The 15695-nt window shown below is 63.4% G+C and carries 12 protein-coding genes; 4 read left to right on the top strand and 8 right to left on the bottom strand.

The genetic code is table 11. The annotated features are described in order from the left end of the window. Positions 1 to 52: 52 nt before the first annotated feature. Genes PDM29_RS04360 through PDM29_RS04345 form a run of 4 tightly spaced genes read right to left on the bottom strand, consistent with a single transcriptional unit; the run spans position 53 to position 4619 of the window. Positions 53 to 1273 carry an ABC transporter permease gene (locus PDM29_RS04360; RefSeq protein WP_311192667.1) on the bottom strand — a complete coding sequence of 407 codons (1221 nt, stop codon included), beginning with the start codon at positions 1271 to 1273 and terminating at the stop codon, positions 53 to 55. A gap of 16 nt (positions 1274 to 1289) precedes the next feature. Next, a complete protein-coding gene (locus PDM29_RS04355) occupies positions 1290 to 2591 on the bottom strand; it encodes an ABC transporter permease (RefSeq protein ID WP_311192666.1) in 1302 nt (433 codons plus the stop codon). 8 nt (positions 2592 to 2599) lie between these two features. After that, the gene (locus tag PDM29_RS04350; RefSeq protein WP_311192665.1) at positions 2600 to 3319 is read right to left on the bottom strand and encodes an ABC transporter ATP-binding protein; all 720 of its coding nucleotides are present in this window, start codon (positions 3317 to 3319) and stop codon (positions 2600 to 2602) included. A 31-nt stretch (positions 3320 to 3350) separates the two neighbouring features. Further along, positions 3351 to 4619, bottom strand: a complete 1269-nt coding sequence (locus PDM29_RS04345) for an efflux RND transporter periplasmic adaptor subunit (RefSeq protein WP_311192664.1) — start codon at positions 4617 to 4619, stop codon at positions 3351 to 3353. Positions 4620 to 4824: 205 nt separating this feature from the next. On the opposite strand from PDM29_RS04345, the gene glmS reads away from it, so the two are divergent. Further along, positions 4825 to 6666, top strand: coding sequence for a glutamine--fructose-6-phosphate transaminase (isomerizing) (gene glmS, locus PDM29_RS04340; RefSeq protein ID WP_311192663.1), 1842 nt, complete (start codon positions 4825 to 4827; stop codon positions 6664 to 6666). Between the two features lie 179 nt (positions 6667 to 6845). Here the strand turns inward: glmS and PDM29_RS04335 are convergent, their stop codons facing one another. Together PDM29_RS04335 and PDM29_RS04330 are read right to left on the bottom strand one after the other, a co-directional pair. After that, positions 6846 to 7163, bottom strand: coding sequence for a hypothetical protein (locus PDM29_RS04335; protein ID WP_311192662.1), 318 nt, complete (start codon positions 7161 to 7163; stop codon positions 6846 to 6848). Between the two features lie 450 nt (positions 7164 to 7613). After that, positions 7614 to 8294 (bottom strand): hypothetical protein, encoded by a 681-nt coding sequence (locus PDM29_RS04330; protein ID WP_311192661.1) that lies wholly within the window; start codon positions 8292 to 8294, stop codon positions 7614 to 7616. Between the two features lie 229 nt (positions 8295 to 8523). Between PDM29_RS04330 and PDM29_RS04325 the strand changes: the two genes are divergently transcribed. The 3 genes from PDM29_RS04325 (at position 8524) to PDM29_RS04315 (ending at position 13106) form a co-directional block, all read left to right on the top strand. Next, a complete protein-coding gene (locus PDM29_RS04325; RefSeq protein ID WP_282297064.1) occupies positions 8524 to 8955 on the top strand; it encodes a CBS domain-containing protein in 432 nt (143 codons plus the stop codon). 225 nt (positions 8956 to 9180) lie between these two features. Continuing rightward, positions 9181 to 10098, top strand: a complete 918-nt coding sequence (locus PDM29_RS04320; RefSeq protein WP_311192660.1) for a hypothetical protein — start codon at positions 9181 to 9183, stop codon at positions 10096 to 10098. A 785-nt stretch (positions 10099 to 10883) separates the two neighbouring features. Beyond that, positions 10884 to 13106: a TonB-dependent siderophore receptor gene (locus tag PDM29_RS04315; protein WP_311192659.1), complete on the top strand. Its 2223-nt coding sequence runs from the start codon at positions 10884 to 10886 to the stop codon at positions 13104 to 13106. Between the two features lie 81 nt (positions 13107 to 13187). Here PDM29_RS04315 and PDM29_RS04310 read toward each other — a convergent pair whose 3' ends face one another. Beyond that, the gene (locus PDM29_RS04310; RefSeq protein WP_311192658.1) at positions 13188 to 13877 is read right to left on the bottom strand and encodes a hypothetical protein; all 690 of its coding nucleotides are present in this window, start codon (positions 13875 to 13877) and stop codon (positions 13188 to 13190) included. Positions 13878 to 14261: 384 nt separating this feature from the next. Next, positions 14262 to 15695, bottom strand: a complete 1434-nt coding sequence (locus PDM29_RS04305; protein WP_311192657.1) for a UdgX family uracil-DNA binding protein — start codon at positions 15693 to 15695, stop codon at positions 14262 to 14264.

The following is a 15695-nucleotide window of genomic DNA, read 5'->3' as shown; positions in this document are numbered from 1 at the left end:
GTGCAGCAGCCGGGGTGCAGCGCCTCGAAAGGCGCTGCACCGGCCAGCAGGGTCAGGCGCTACGGGTGGCAACGGCGGGGGGAACCGCTGCGGCGCGATGGGCCGGGCCGAACACCGCCACCTGGCCCAGCAGCCACAGCAGGGCCGCACCAATGGGCAGGTAGCTGGCCGGCATGCGCGGCAATTCATACGCACTCATCAGCCACAGGTTGATCGAGTAGGCCAGCAGCATGCCCAGCACGATGCCCACCGTGGCCAGCAGGAAGTTCTCGGTCTGGAAGTAGCGCAGGATCTGCCCGCGGGTCGCTCCCAGCGCCCGGCGGATGCCGATCTGCTTGGTGCGCTGCTGCACCCAGAAGCTGGCCAGGCCGACGATGCCCAGTGCAGTCACCACCAGCAGGGCCACGCACACCGTGATCAGCAGGCCGACCATGGCGCGGTCGTTCTGGAAGTACTTCTCGCGTTGCTCGGTGTAGGTCTTCTTGGCCCGCACCAGGCGGCTGGAATCCACCTTGTCCAGTGCGCTGACCGCAGCGGCCAGAACCTCGTCGCGGCGCGCCGGATCGGTGACACGGATCAGGTAGAAGCCGAGGTCATAGTTGACCCGCACCGGCAGGATCATCGAGTAGGTGGTGTTGGATTCCACCGTGACCGGACGCGCCAGTTCCTTGATCACTCCGACCACGCGCAGCGGCATGCGACCGGTATAGATGGTCTTGCCCAGTGCATCGCCATTCGGGAACATCTTGCGTGCGGTGGCCTCACTCACAATGACGACCGAGCCCCGGGCTTCCATCTCCTCGTCCTTCATCACTTCTTCCAGGTCGCGGATCTCGTCGCCCTGGAAATCGCGACCGGCAATCAGCTGCACGCCCAGCGTGGCCAGTGCGCCTTCGCCGCCGAAGTATTGCGCCGCGTTGAGGGTGGGGCGTTCCTGGTCCGGCGTGAGCTGCAGGCTGGTGTTCCAGGAATTGCGGCGGAACGGCAGCTGGTTGATCGCCACCGCGCTCTTCACCCCCGGCAGCCCCCGTAGCGCGGCGAGGTCCTCACGGGTGCGGGCGGTCGCGTTCACCTGGGTGCCAATGCCGCCCAGCCGCACTTCCAACAGTTCCTGTTCGGCAATGCCGCTGGGTTGATTGATCTTCTCGATGCGCTGGCCGATCAGGAACAGCGCGTTGCAGACGATCGCGCAGGTCAGCGCGATTTCCAGCACGATCAGCGCGGCCGCGGTCTTGTGCCGGCGCAGCGTGGTCAGGATGGGACGAATATCCATGGTGTTCTCCGGATCCTTACTGCGACTTGAGTTGAATGGCCGGGGTCACCTGCATGGCGCGCAGCGCCGGCAGGAAGCCCGCCAGCAGGCTGGCGAACAGGGTCAGGCCGAAGGTGAGCAGCAGCATCTGGCCATCCAGCTGCGCCAGCTTGGCGTAGTCGACCGGCTGCTGGCGCACCGCATACAGTCCCAGCATCGCCAGTCCCAGACCCAGCACGCCGCCCGCCAGGCCCACCGTGCCGGCTTCGATCAGCGACTGCAGGAAAATCTGTCCACGGCTGGCACCGAGCGCGCGACGCACGCCGATCTCACCACTGCGGCGCAGGAACTTGGCCAGCAGCAGACCGACCGTATTGATCAGGCACACCAGCAGGAAGCCCAGTGCCAGCCACAGCTGCAGGCGCACGTCGCTCGGCACTACCTTCTTGTAGTCCAGCCAATCCATGACGTTGCGCAGGCGCACATTGGCCGGGCGCTGGAAACGGCCCGCCGCCTTCTGCTGCGCCGAGTAGTTCTCCAGGTAAGCCTTGTAGCCGGCGGCATCACCGGGGCTGGCCAGCTCCACCCAGTACTGCAGCCAGGTGCAGGGTGCGTTCAATGCGGTTTCTTCGCCGTTGGTGTTGTCCCAGCAGTTCATGTTGCCGTTGCGGCCGAACTTCAGGTCAATGGCGGTGGAGAAGGGCACAAAGATGTCTTCGCTGTCACCGTAACGGCCGGTTTCCAGGTCGTAGAAGTGCGGGTTCGGGTTCCATGCGTCCATCACCCCGATGATGTTGAAGCCATGGCCGTCGATGCGCAGGGTGCGGCCGACACTGTTCTGGCCATTGAACAGCTTCTCGTTGAGGGTCTTGGAAATCACCGCCACGCGGCCACGGCCTTCGTCCTGGTCGGCCTTCCAGCCCTGGCCATACAGGAATGGCGTTTCAAACATCGCGAAGAAATCCGAAGACGTATAGCGCGCATCGGTGTCGAACGGACGCAGTGCACTGTTCTCCGGCTCCACGGTCAGGCCGCCTCCGGTCATCAGGACCTGGTGCGTGGCCTTTTTTTCCCGCAGCAGGGTTTCGCCGTCGAAGCGGGTCACCTGGTCCTCAGGCTCCTCGCCGGGCTGATAGCCGGGCAGCGGACGCGGGTCGACCTGCACCGCGAACAGGCGGTCGCTCTTGCTCGGGATCGGGTCGCCGGAAAGCACGTGGAACACGGTCAGCGTGGTCATCGAGGCACCGATGCCCAGCGCGATGGCAACCACCATCAGCGCGGTCAGCACCTTGTTGCGCCGGAAGCTGCGCAGTGCCAGTCGGAAGTAGTAGGCGATCATGGCGGGCCTCACTCGTTGACGGTGGCGACAACGGGGCGCGGCGTGGCCAGCACCGGTTCGCGCACCAGGTCAGTGGCCTGGCCATCGACGATGTGCACGTTGCGCTGCGCACGTGCGGCCAGTTCCGGGTCATGGGTGACCATCACGATGGTGGTGCCGGCCGCGTTGATCTCTTCCAGCAGCTCCATCACGCCGCGGGCCATCTGGCTGTCCAGGTTGCCGGTCGGTTCGTCGGCCAGCAGCAGGCGCGGGCTACCGGCCAGGGCGCGGGCAATCGCTGCGCGCTGCTGCTGACCGCCGGACAGTTCGGACGGGTAGTGCTTCATGCGCGAACCCAGACCGACCTGCTTGAGCGCGTGTTCGATGCGCTGGCGACGTTCGGCCGCCGGCATGCCGCGGTATCGCAGCGGTACGTCGACGTTGTCGAACAGGTTCAGATCCGAAATGAGGTTGAAGCCCTGGAAGATGAAGCCGATCTTCTGGTTGCGCAGCTTGCTGCGGGCGTCGTCGCCGAGCTTGCTCACGTCCTGGCCGTCGAGCAGGTAGGTGCCGCTGGTGAAGGTTTCCAGCAGGCCGGCGATATTGAGGAAGGTGGTCTTGCCCGAACCCGACGGGCCGGTGACCGCGACGAATTCACCTTCGCGGACGTGCAGGTCCAACGAACGAAGGGCATGGGTTTCCACCTGTTCGGTACGGAACACCTTGGCAACCGCGCGCATCTCAAGCATGGCTATTTCCTTTTCAGTTCGTGGGAATGAATCAATTGATGGACACCTGTTCGGCGTCGCCGAACAGGTCGCTGCCAGACACCACGACGCGGTCGCCGGGCTGCAGGCCAGAGAGGATTTCCACTTCACCCAGGCTGCTCACGCCGAGCTGGACCGGGCGGCGCACCGCAGTGCTGCCATTCATGACGTATGCCTGGCCGTTGCCCTGTTCGACGAACGGGCCGCGTTCCACCTTGAGTACGTTGCGGCGGGTATCCAGCACCACCCGGGCCTGCATGCGCTGGCTCTGGCGCAGGCCCTGCGGCTGCTTGTCGCTGAAGCGGATGCGGGCGTTCACCTCGCCGGCCACCACTTCCGGCGACACCGCGCTGATTTCGCCCGGGAAGGGCTGGCCGTTGCCGCTGGTGAGCTGGGCCGGAATGCCGATGCTCAGGTCGCGGGCGAAGCTTTCCGGCACCTTGATCTCGATCTCGAAGCGCGACAGGTCGACCACGCCCAGCACCGGGGCGTTGGCCGGCACCTGGGTGTGCTGGGTGGCCTGGACCTGGCCGACCTGGCCATCGAACGGGGCGCGCAGGGTCAGTGCGTCCACCTGGCGTTGCACTTCGTCCACCACCGCGCGCTGGCGGTCAGCCAGCAGGCGCTTGTTGCGGGCGTCCAGGTCGGCACCCTGGCCCTGCAGGCGCGCGTCGGTCTGGGCGTTGGCCAGCGAGATGTCGGCCTTCTTCAGCGTGTCGTTGGCCTTGGCCAGGTCGATCTGCGGCACTGCGCCGCCGTCATAGCCGCGCTGGTAGCGCTGCAGGTCGCGTTCGGCGGCCTGCCGTTCGATGCTGGCCTGGTCGGTGTCCTTGCGTGCCTTGGCGCGGGCCAGGGTGGCGTCGAGCTGGGCGCGGCTGGCTTCGGCTTCCAGACCGGCCAGGGTGGCCTGTTCCTGGGCCAGCTTGCTGCGCAGCTCCGGGCTGTCGATCACCGCCAGTTCCTGGCCCTTCTTCACCACGTCGCCGGCGACTACCTTCAGGTCCACCGTGCCGGCCGAGATCGCATACAGCACCGGGCTGTTGGCGGCGATCACCCGGCCGTCGGCGGCGATGTCGCGGACCAGGTCGCCCTTGGTCACCTCGGCAATGCGGACGCGACTGCTGTCCACCGATCGGCTGGCACCCAGCCAGGCCCGCACCGCGAAGCCGATGGCCAGCAGCACCACCAGTGCCGCCAGGCCCGGCCATAGCCAGCGTTTCCAGGGGGCGGCGGTGGCCGTCGGGGCGAAGGATTGGTCCTGGGCGGAAGTGTCGCGGATCATCGGGCTCGTTCGCGTTGGGTCTGCGTGAATACAAAGCAGACTTCGTGCCAACTTTCAGCCCTTGGAAAACAATGGCTTGCGTAACCCTCAAGGTTGTCCGGGTGTCCGCGGACAGTGTGCCGGACACTTTTGTTAAGCGGACACGCACCTAGCCTTCCGGGCGGCCACGTTAGAATGCGGGCCTCTACAGCAGGGATACGACGCTATGTGCGGCATTGTGGGTGCGATCGCCGATCGCGATGTGGTTCCAGTTCTGATCGAAGGCCTCAAGCGCCTGGAATACCGCGGCTACGACTCCTCCGGCATTGCCGTCATCGACAAGACCCAGGCCCAGCCCGACGTGCGCCGTGTGCGCCGCACCGGCCGCGTGGCCGAAATGGAAAAGGCCGCCGCCAGCGAAGGCTTCGACGCCCAGCTGGGCATCGGCCACACCCGCTGGGCGACCCACGGCGGCGTGACCGAAGCCAATGCCCACCCGCACATCAGCCACGGCGTGGCGCTGGTGCACAACGGCATCATCGAAAACCATGAAGAACAGCGCGAGAAGCTGCGCGCGCTCGGCTACGTGTTCGAGTCGCAGACCGACACCGAGGTGATCGCCCACCTGATGCACTACCACCTCAAGGGCGGCGATTCACTGCTCACGGCGCTGCAGCGCACGGTGAAGGAGCTCACCGGTGCCTACGCGCTGGCGGTGATGAGCCGCGCCGAACCCAACCATTTCGTGTGCGCCCGCATGGGTTGCCCGCTGCTGGTCGGCCTGGGCGAGGGCGAGAACTTCGTCGCCTCGGACGTGTCGGCCATCGTCTCGGCCACCCGCAAGGTGATCTTCCTGGAAGAGGGCGACACCGCCGAAGTCAGCCGTGACGGCGTGCAGGTGTACGACGAGCACGACCAGCCGGTCACCCGCAACGTGCACCTGTCGGATGTGTCGCTGGCCTCGCTGGAACTCGGCCCGTACCGCCACTTCATGCAGAAGGAAATCCACGAGCAGCCGCGCGCGCTGGGTGACACCATCGAAGCGGCGATCGACGCCGGTGGCTTCCCGGCCGAGCTGTTCGGCAAGAACGCTGAAAGCGTGCTGGCCGGCATCGAAGGCGTGCAGATTCTCGCCTGCGGCACCAGCTATTACTCCGGCCTGACCGCGCGCTACTGGATCGAGGCCATTGCAGGCCTGCCGTGCAGCGTGGAGATCGCCAGCGAGTACCGCTACCGCGCCGCCTATGCCAACCCCAAGCACCTGATCGTCACCATCTCGCAGTCTGGCGAAACCCTGGACACGATGGAGGCGTTGAAGTACGCCAAGAGCCTGGGCCACAAGCACACGCTGTCGATCTGCAACGTGCCGGAGAGCGCCATTCCGCGCGCCAGCGAGCTGGTCTGCTACACCCGCGCCGGTGCTGAGATCGGCGTGGCCTCGACCAAAGCCTTCACCACCCAGCTCGCCGCGCTGTTCCAGCTGACCGTGGTGCTGGGCAAGCTGCACGGCCGCGTAGATGCCGCGCAGGAAGCCGACTACCTCGAGCAGCTGCGCTTCCTGCCGGGCAGCGTGCAGCACGCGCTGAACATGGAGCCGCAGATTGCCGCGTGGGCTGAGCGCTTCGCACGCAAGAGCAGCGCCCTGTTCCTCGGCCGTGGCCTGCATTACCCGATCGCACTGGAAGGCGCGCTCAAGCTGAAGGAAATTACCTACATCCACGCGGAAGCCTACCCGGCCGGTGAGCTCAAGCATGGCCCGCTGGCGCTGGTGGACGAAGACATGCCGGTGGTGGTGATCGCCCCCAACGACAGCCTGCTGGAAAAGGTGAAGTCGAACATGCAGGAAGTGCGTGCCCGTGGCGGCGAGCTGTTTGTGTTCGCCGACCAGGACAGCAACTTCGCCGAAAGCGAAGGCGTGCACGTCATCCGCACCCCGCGCCACGCCGGCGTGCTCAGCCCGGTGGTGCATACCATCCCGGTACAGCTGCTGGCGTACCACACCGCGCTGGCACGCGGCACCGACGTGGACAAGCCGCGTAACCTGGCAAAGAGCGTCACCGTCGAATAAGGCTCTCTTCGACGATCCCACCGCCGTCGGGAACGCCGACACTGATGGGAATCCCGTAGAGCGGGGCTTGCCCCGCTGCTCTTCCCCGAAAAGGCCGGCCAAAACCGGCCTTTTCGCATTCCAACCCGTAGGGACACGCCATGCGTGTCCGCTCTCCGTTCCGGCCCGCGCATCGCCGGCTACGCCGGGACCTTCCCCCGTGCCTTCTTCACCTTAACCACTGGCGTGTCCACCGACAGAATGATCCGCCCTGGCTCTTCATCGATACGAAGCCGACTACGCGCCGTGCCACCCATCCGATGTATCCACATCCCACGCATCTTGAAGTAGGGAACCTCGACGCCATCCACGATGACGGGGCGACCGTCTGGGCCATTCAGTACGCCGACGCGCACATATCGGGGGCGGTACCAGCCGGCGCTGGGCTTCTTGGTGGCCTTGGATTCTGCCTCGTCTGCTGCGTCAGCACTGAGCGAGCTGTCGGTCTTCTTGCACATTCACAATCTCCTCTTGGATTGCTTCCTGCCAATGGGGCGGGAAGTTGATTAAAACGGCGTCCAAGGAGAGTTCAGGCTCCAGAGCCTGCACTGGTGGCCAAGGCCACAAGTAGCGGTGCTCATTGCCAAGACTAATTCATAACGGTTCAAAGACTGCAAACTCAAGTCATTCACGACATTGGATGTCTTGATTGGCTCTACTGGATCGCAAGGTGACAAGATGCTCGCCATCCTCCGAGAAGACAGGGCATGGCATCAGTGGAAACCGAAGGAAGCCCCTTGCTGACCAGGTTCGACGTGGCCGAGCATCTGCATACGCGGGAGGAAATGCTCGCATACCTTGACGCATGCATTGCGGAAAGCCGTGGCGACGCTACGTTCATAACCGCCGCTCTAGACGACATGGCTCGTGCGCAGCGGCGCCTACGTGAGGTGACGAAACAGTCGGAATCAGACGGATAGATAAGGGGTGCACGAGACTGTAGTGGTCATTCTTCCTGATACGTCCAGTATTTCCAGTGCATCGCCGTTCCAACGGCCGCCGCGATAGTCGTCCCCCACCGTGACCACCCATGCTCCGGCAAGTAGTTCCTCTTCGTGCAGGACTTCGCCCTTCGGCGTGGTCACCCGGACAATGACAAACGTACCGCCCGGTGCAAAGCGACGGATCAGTCGTACCCGGAACTTCCGGCTGGGGTGGGTGCGGGAGCAGGGCAGTTCGGTGTCCAGGCGATAGCCTGCGTCGCGGACGCTCTGTACTGCCGTGCGTAGTGGCTCTGCATCGGTACCAAACTCAACGGCGCGTTCGACCAATGCGTCTTCCACGCACTGCAGTATGCGCACGTCCTGCTTGTCCTGCGGGGCATCGAACCAGCCATCCAGATCGAAGCTGTCAGCGAGAAACTCGCCGACACCACCGGTGGCCTCTGGCGACCAAAACCGCTTGCCGTCCGTGTTCGGGCCTAGGTAAATGACCAGTCGCCACATGCCGTTGAAGTCGTACTTCTTCGGCAGGTAATGGCGAAGGGTATTCAGTACGTGGTCACTGGCGGCGCGAAGGCGGAGGTTGCCTTCTCTGCTGTGTTCGGTAGGTAACACCATGACATCACGAAGGTACACGGTCAGTTCCATTGACGGGACGGTACTGGATCATTTCCCGTCTGATCGAGGCAGGTCAAGCATTCCGGGAAATGATGAATAGGCATCTCCTGTGCCAAAGCTGGCTGCTCGAAAAACTTTAGCCTCCGCTGCCCGGAACATTCAGCGCCGGTTCTACGCCCGGTGCGATGCTCAGAGTCGTCAACCGGTTCTGCGACGAACTGTCACTTGACTCACTCAGTACCCTGCAACAGGAACCAGAATGAACGTTCGTGAACTTCTGCAGCTGAAGAAACAAGCCGTCATCACCATCGACGTGGAAGACACCATCGGTGCCGCAGCGCACAAGATGAGTGCGAACAAGATCGCCGCGCTGGTGGTCACCCGCGACGATGTGCCGGTCCGGATCATTTCCGAGAAAGACATCGTGCGCAGCCTTGCCGACGATGGCCCGCAGGCCGGTCGGCGGGTCATCTCCTCGTTACCCTCTGCCGGGTTGGAAGGCATCTCGCCCGAGGCCACGCTGAAGCAGGCGATGGCGTTGATGACGTACTCGCGGCATCGGCACTTGATGGTGACCGAGGGTGATCGTCTTGTTGGCATCCTCAGCCTGGGCGATATTGTCAAGAACCTGCTTGGGGAGTTGGAGCTGGAGAAGGCGGTTCTCCAGGATATTTACATGGCGGCTCACTGACGCTGTCTTCGGTCGTAGAGCGGGGCAAGCCCCGCTCTACGACTCCGTCAGTCTGCGTTTCTTCTCAAGGCACGTCGATGCGTCAGCACCCGCGACGGGTGCGTGGCATTGAATCCTGGCGGATCTGATTGATTTCTTGAAGTGGTGCGACGGTCTTCCCGGCAGGATGAGGATCGGCTCTCGGCGAACGAGCGCTGTTTCGAATCCCGGAGAGGAAGTGCACGGATGCAGCACCGCAAGACCATCGTAGCAACAGCGCTGGCTGTCGCATTCATCGTTACAGCAGCGCTACCTGCGCTGATGAGGACAACCGATGAGGCGGCCTGCCATGACGAGGGTTGCAGGGACGATGCTCGGTCACGCCTCGCGGCAATACCTCCTAGCCCAGGCCGTCAGCTGCCAGGCCGCCGGCTTTCGATGGAGGAGGTTCGGGAACGGATCCATCCTGAGGTATTCCAGAGCCTGGGAGCCCGGTCATATCAGATTGCCAGGGTGGGGGATATCCGCCCTCCTGGAGACGCGTTGGCATACGTGAAGGAACGTCTTGCCATGTCGGAGAGTGGAGACGCACTGGCGACCTTCGACATCTACCTGGCCGTCATGGATTGCAGGAATCAACTCGGCAAATCAACCCACGGGCCAGCTGGAGTTGGGACACCACCAGTTGGCATGGTGGAGCTGCAGACCATGGAGCGAAAACTTCGAGAGTGCAGCGAGCTCTATGGCGACGCCGGGTTCATGGAGGGGAAATGGCTGGCGCTCGCCGCACAACAAGGCTCCATCGAAGCAAAGCTCTATTACACGATCGATACAGCAATGGTGCTTGGCGACCCTTTCGAGAGGTTGAACAACCCCGAGTCGATCATCGCGTGGAAGGAGAACGCCGCGACCTACCTTCATGACGTTGCTGCAACCGGCAATCTCGACGCCGTTCTGCGGCTGTCCGATGCCTATGACAGAGGCTTGATCGTCCAGAAGAACCGGGAAATGGCCTACGCGTATGCGTTAGCTGCAAACAGGATTCAAACCGGTTTGTCCGCGCCAATCACGATGCGGGACCTTGAAGAAGGGCTATCAATCAAGCAACGGGAATCGGCGGTCGCCCTGTCGCGCCAGATCTACTCGTCCTGTTGCGAACCTTGAAGAGAGAAAAAATGGTCAAAAGGAATGGAATCATAATTTTCGTCGGCATTGCCGCGCTTGGCATAGGGATTGCGGCCGCAACCAACGTCATACCGCCGCGCCACTTTGGTCCTTACTACTGCGGTGCATGTTTGGTCGCGCCACGCATGCCCGACCCTTCTACATTGGCATTCCTGAATGAGTACCGGCGGAAGATGGCGCAGAACCGGGATCGGTTGTTCACTGGCGACAGCATTAGCGTTTGCAGCCGTGGCTTCTGCACGACCTACACGATCACTGAAACAGACGACTTCTGGGGTGGCGGGACAATGAGCAATGCGTCACCGATTGGTGGCGGCGGTGGACCGGGTGGGGGCGTGGGTGGAGGTGGGGGAGGAGGCGGAGGAGGTTCAACCGGTGTGGTAACGGTTGGGCCCGATACTCCGGTGGCGTTGCCGATGGAGCCCTGCAGGTTTGGTGATGCCATTCGATGGGTGCCTGTAGGCGGCTGCGACTTCTAGATTGCGGGGAGCGGGACAGAGCCCCGCTCTACTTGGACAGCTCGCGCGAACGCGTAGCAAGGCGCGGCGATGCGACTGACGGGATCAGGGATTCGGACAGCATTCGGACAATTTGAACAGTTCGAATAGCCGGCCAACCAGCACTTTGAAGCCTTAACAAAACTTGCACAATCCTGAAGGCAACCCGATAATGGCTGCAATTGCAACTCATTTGCATTGGTGGCCGTCCGACTGACGCAGCGCTGGCCAATGCGGTCACCGCTTTCCCGTCAGGAGTTACGTTCGATGCCTTCCCTCACGTTAAACCCGGCCCGCGTGCCCTTCACGCGTCTGCCGGCCCTGCGCATGAGCGCGCTGTCCTTGGCTCTGCTTGCCGCGACTCCGGCGTTCGCCGATGGCCTGGCCGCCGACGCGGATCAGGCGCAGACGCTGGACACGTTGAACGTCCGCGCCAGCCGCGATGCCAATACGGAAGGCTCAGGCAACTATGGTGCCAAGGCCACCACGCTGTTCAAGGGCGTGCAGAGCATCCGCCAGACCCCGCAGCCGGTCACCGTGATCTCCCGCCAGTTGCTGGATGATCGTGCGCTGCTGGACCTGCACGACGTGCTGCAGAACACCCCCGGCGTCACCGTCGACTATGTCGACAGCGAGCGCGTGACCTACTTCTCGCGTGGCTTCTCCATCGACGCGCTGCAGATGGATGGCCTGTCGATCGACCAGTCCGGCTCGGTGTTCATCCAGCCTGATACCGCTGTGCTGGACCGCGTGGAAATCCTGCGCGGTGCCGCTGGCCTGCTGAAGGGGGCGGGCAACCCGTCGGCGACGGTCAACATCGCGCGCAAGCGTCCGACCGAAACCTTCCAGGCCAGCGGCGCGCTGAGCCTGGGCAGCTGGGACCGTCGCCGCGCCGAGGCCGATGTGTCCGGCCCGCTCAACAGTGCCGGCACGGTGCGTGGCCGCCTGGTGGCCGCCTATGACGAGAAAGACTTCTTCCAGAAGGCGCGCGAGGAAGAGAAGCGCACCGTGTACGGCGTGATCGAGGCCGATCTGACCGACGCCACGCTGCTCACCGCCAGCCTGCAGCAGACCGACCTGGACGCCACCGGCTCCTGGGGCGGCATGCCCAGTGACTTCGACGGGCGCGCGCTGGACCTGCCGCGCAGCACCTACCTGGGTGCCTCGTGGAACCAGTGGAACCGTTACAACCAGCAGGCATTCCTGTCGCTGGAGCACCGCTTCGGCAATGGCTGGCGCACCGCGCTCAGCTATGCGTTCACCCGCTTCGGCTACAACGGTCCGTTCATCCAGACCTCGTTCTCGCGTTCGAACACCAGCAATCCGTACCTGGTCGACGTTGATACGGCCATCTACGGTCCTGCGGGCAGCCACCAGAATGCGGTCAACTTCGTCGCCGAAGGCCCGGTCGAGCTGTTCGAACGCACGCATCAGCTGACCGTGGGCGCGGAAGGCCGCAACGTGAAGACCGCCAACTCGTCGGGCTACTGGGGCATCAACCGCATCCGCAACGTCGACGCACGCACCTGGGACCCGTACACCAGCTACGCACCGCCGCAGGAAGGCGACGTCGGCACCTACTACGGTGGCATCAACAACGAGACGCAGCAGAAGGGCGTGTTCGCGGTGGCGCGTATCTCGATCACCGATCCGCTGACCGCGCTCGTTGGTGCCCGTCTGAACTGGTGGGAATACAGCGTGCCGACCAATCCGGCCAGCAACTACAGCGTGGACCGTGAGTTCATGCCGTATGCGGGCCTGGTCTACGACCTGAGCTCGACCCTGAGCCTGTATGCCAGCTACAGCGAGATCTTCGTCCCGCAGAATGCCTACCAGGCCGACGGCCAGTTGCTGAAGCCGATCACCGGCCAGGACTACGAGGCGGGTATCAAGGGCGAATTCTTCGCCGGACGGTTGAATGCGGCGCTGTCGGCGTTCCGCATCAACAACGTCGGTCGCGCGATGGACGACGCGTCCAGTGCCAACCCTTGCCTGCCGTACTACACCACCGGCTACTGCAAGGTCGACGGTGGCAAGACCCGCAGCCAGGGCTGGGAAGCGGAAGTCAGCGGCCAGCTGACCGAGGGCTGGCAGATGATGGCCGGCTACACCAATACCCGCACCGAGTACCTGCGGGACCCCAGCGCCGCCAATCTCGGCCAGCCGCTGCGTTCGGCCGATCCGCGCCACCTGCTGCGCCTGTCCACCAGCTACCGGTTCCCGGGTGTGCTCAACAAGCTCCGCGCAGGCGCATCGGTGCAGGCGCAGAGCGATACCTACGTGACCTCACGTGGGGTGACCTCGCGCCAGGGTGGCTACGCGGTCTATGGCGTGATGGCGGGCTATGACCTGTCCGAAGCGATCAGCCTGCAGCTCAACGTCAACAACCTGTTCGACAAGAGCTACTTCCGCAAGTACGGTCCGAACACGTTCAACACCTACTATGCGGATCCCCGCAACGTGATGTTCAGCGTGCGCGCCCGGTTCTGATCGGGGCGTCAGAAGGGATCAAATCGCCGGGCATCTGTCCGGCGTTCTTTCTTCTGCTCCGGTGATGGTGGAAGCGTGACGCTACGCTCGCCGGCGTACCTTTGCGTAGTTCAGGCGTGCGGCATGGAGCGCGGCACGCGCTTCGGTCATTTGAGCCTGATCCAGCAGCTGCTCGCCCTCCGGCAGGAACCAGCCCTTGATGCAGGTGAAGTCGCGAAGCGCGATCTGGACGTGGCTGTCTCTGTGGAAGCCAGAGCTGGGGGCAATCTCGGGACCTTGTCGGAATGCGCCTCGGACAGCCTGGAAATGGTCGTCGCGATGGGTGCGTACCCGCTTTGCGTGGATGAACTGAAATACAGCGCGATCCAATCCTCGCAGCAACATCTCCTCGTCACCTGCGTTGGCAGCGGAATTCACAGGAAGCTGATCCCCAGAGACTATGCGGCGCGCGTGAAGTAGGAGATACGCGTTCTCGAATTCCAGTCGTCCAGCTTTAGTGGTCATATCCAAGCATCGATGGACGCTGAATATGCAGCCAACAACGGCAGGTGTGGCAATCGGCCGCGCCGTCAGCCTTCGCTGTGGTTGGTTGGCAGCGGCTTCGGCGAACGCCATGGCACGGTCGTGGTCCCCTTCGAACATGTAGAAGCCGGGACCAAGCCAGTCGTACTGGTTGTCGCTTGATGCAGGTATCAGCCGTCCTGCGACCAGGGCATCCCGCACTGTGACGTCGCAGCCGTGATAGCCGATCTGCAGGTGGCCGTCATTCATCGGTAGCTGCGCTTCAGATTGCCGGCATAAGTGAGGATTCCAGACATGCGTATGATCTCGTCTACTTCCTCGGGCGTCATGGTGTATATCCGCCGAATCTCCTCTTCCGGTGTTTCAGTATTAAACTTTCCGATGTGTGGCTGGAGCTTAGGCCGAGGGCTTTCCAGCTTCTCGCTGGCGCGTTCTTTTGAAGTTGGCTTTCGAGTAGTCATGGACTGAGCATACGGGAGTCGGACGACCAGATTCGTCTTCGGAATCCCGTGTCCACGCGCTACAGCCCGTTTCGTGTGAAAGGCGATGGATGATGACGCAAACAACTATTTCTGATGATGCGCAGGGGCCGTAATCAGCGGGCAGGTAATGTCGCGAATTACAAGGCGATGGCTAGGTCGAATGCGTACGCAAGGCCATCAGGTCATCCACCAGCAGCCGATACGCCGCCTCTCGCTTCCCAACCTCCTGACGCAGAACCCACGACGGATGCACCGTACCAAACCCGCGCGTGCCATCTTCCAGCGTGTGCCAACGCCCCCGATCACGGCTCAGGTTGAATCCGCTGCCAAACACCGCCCGCGCAGCACTCGCGCCCAGGCACACGATCACCTTCGGACTCACCTGCTCGATCTCGGCCAGCAACCACGGTCGGCAGGCATTGATGTGGGTCACCTGGGGCTTCGAATGGATACGCTTCTTGCCACGCCGCTCAAAGCGGAAGTGCTTCACCGCGTTGGTGAGGTAAAGCGTCCTGCGATCAATTCCAAGCTCCAAGAGAGCCCGATTGAGCAGCTGCCCGGCCGGCCCGACGAAGGGATGGCCACTTAGATCCTCCGCATCGCCGGGCTGCTCGCCCACCAACATGATCTGCGCATCATGCGGGCCTTCGCCGAACACGGTCTGGGTGGCGGGTTCCCATAACGGGCATTGGCGGCAGCTTGCTGCTGCGGTGCGCAGTCCGTCCAGATCATCACCGCGCGCCGTGGCCGGCTGGCGCAGGGGAATAGGGCGCTCGGGAATGCGGCGCTGCGGTGCCTGCGCCTGGCGGTCATGCATCTCCTGCACGCGGTCACCGGCGTCGCGTACCAGTGTGGGCAACAACGACGCTTCCGGAAGGTGCTTCCAGTACTTCGCCGGCATCTCCTGCTGCATCATCCGGGTGTTCAAGCGCGCGGGGTTGAAGATGTGCGCGTAGTACGTGCGCCAGAGTTCCTCGCGCGCGTCTTCGGCAGGCGCATCACTGCGCTGAGCGCCCTGGCCGAAAGCGAGCTGCTGCCCATCCCAGTGCACGCTGCGATAGGGCGTGAGAATCGACCAGCGCATGCCGGTGAAACGACGCTGGAAGAACGGGGCCACCCGATCCACGATGTGGTGGTCCGGCTCGAACCAGGCAATGAACGCGTCCGGCGCGCCGGGCACCTCGCGGAAGCGCACGAACGCCTTCATCTTGTGGCTGTCGCGGCGAACCGCCTGCGCCAACGCCATCGCGCGGATCACGTCCGGGTCAGCGGGATTGGAGAGCAGGGCGCGTTCGCCATGGGTGATGCGCCACAGCATGCGGTACAGCAGCGGCATGCGCTGCGGGTCGCGATGGCACAGGCAGGTGGCGGCCAGTTCGACGAAGTCTTTCGGCACGGCGACGGTGGGGGACGATGGGGAAGGCATGGCCTGGGTCAGCGAAGGTGCGTCCAGCAACCCACCGGCATCGCCCTGCAACCAATCCAATTGTTCGGGAGCCACGTCGCACTGTAACGCGACACGCGCGGCACCACGCCACGCCTCCAGCGACCACGGCGGATCGACCCGCACACTCCAGCGGTCCAT

Source organism: Stenotrophomonas oahuensis, from assembly GCF_031834595.1.
Lineage (GTDB): Bacteria > Pseudomonadota > Gammaproteobacteria > Xanthomonadales > Xanthomonadaceae > Stenotrophomonas > Stenotrophomonas oahuensis.
Note: the sequence above shows the minus strand (reverse complement) of the source record. Positions and strands in the feature narration are given on the sequence as shown.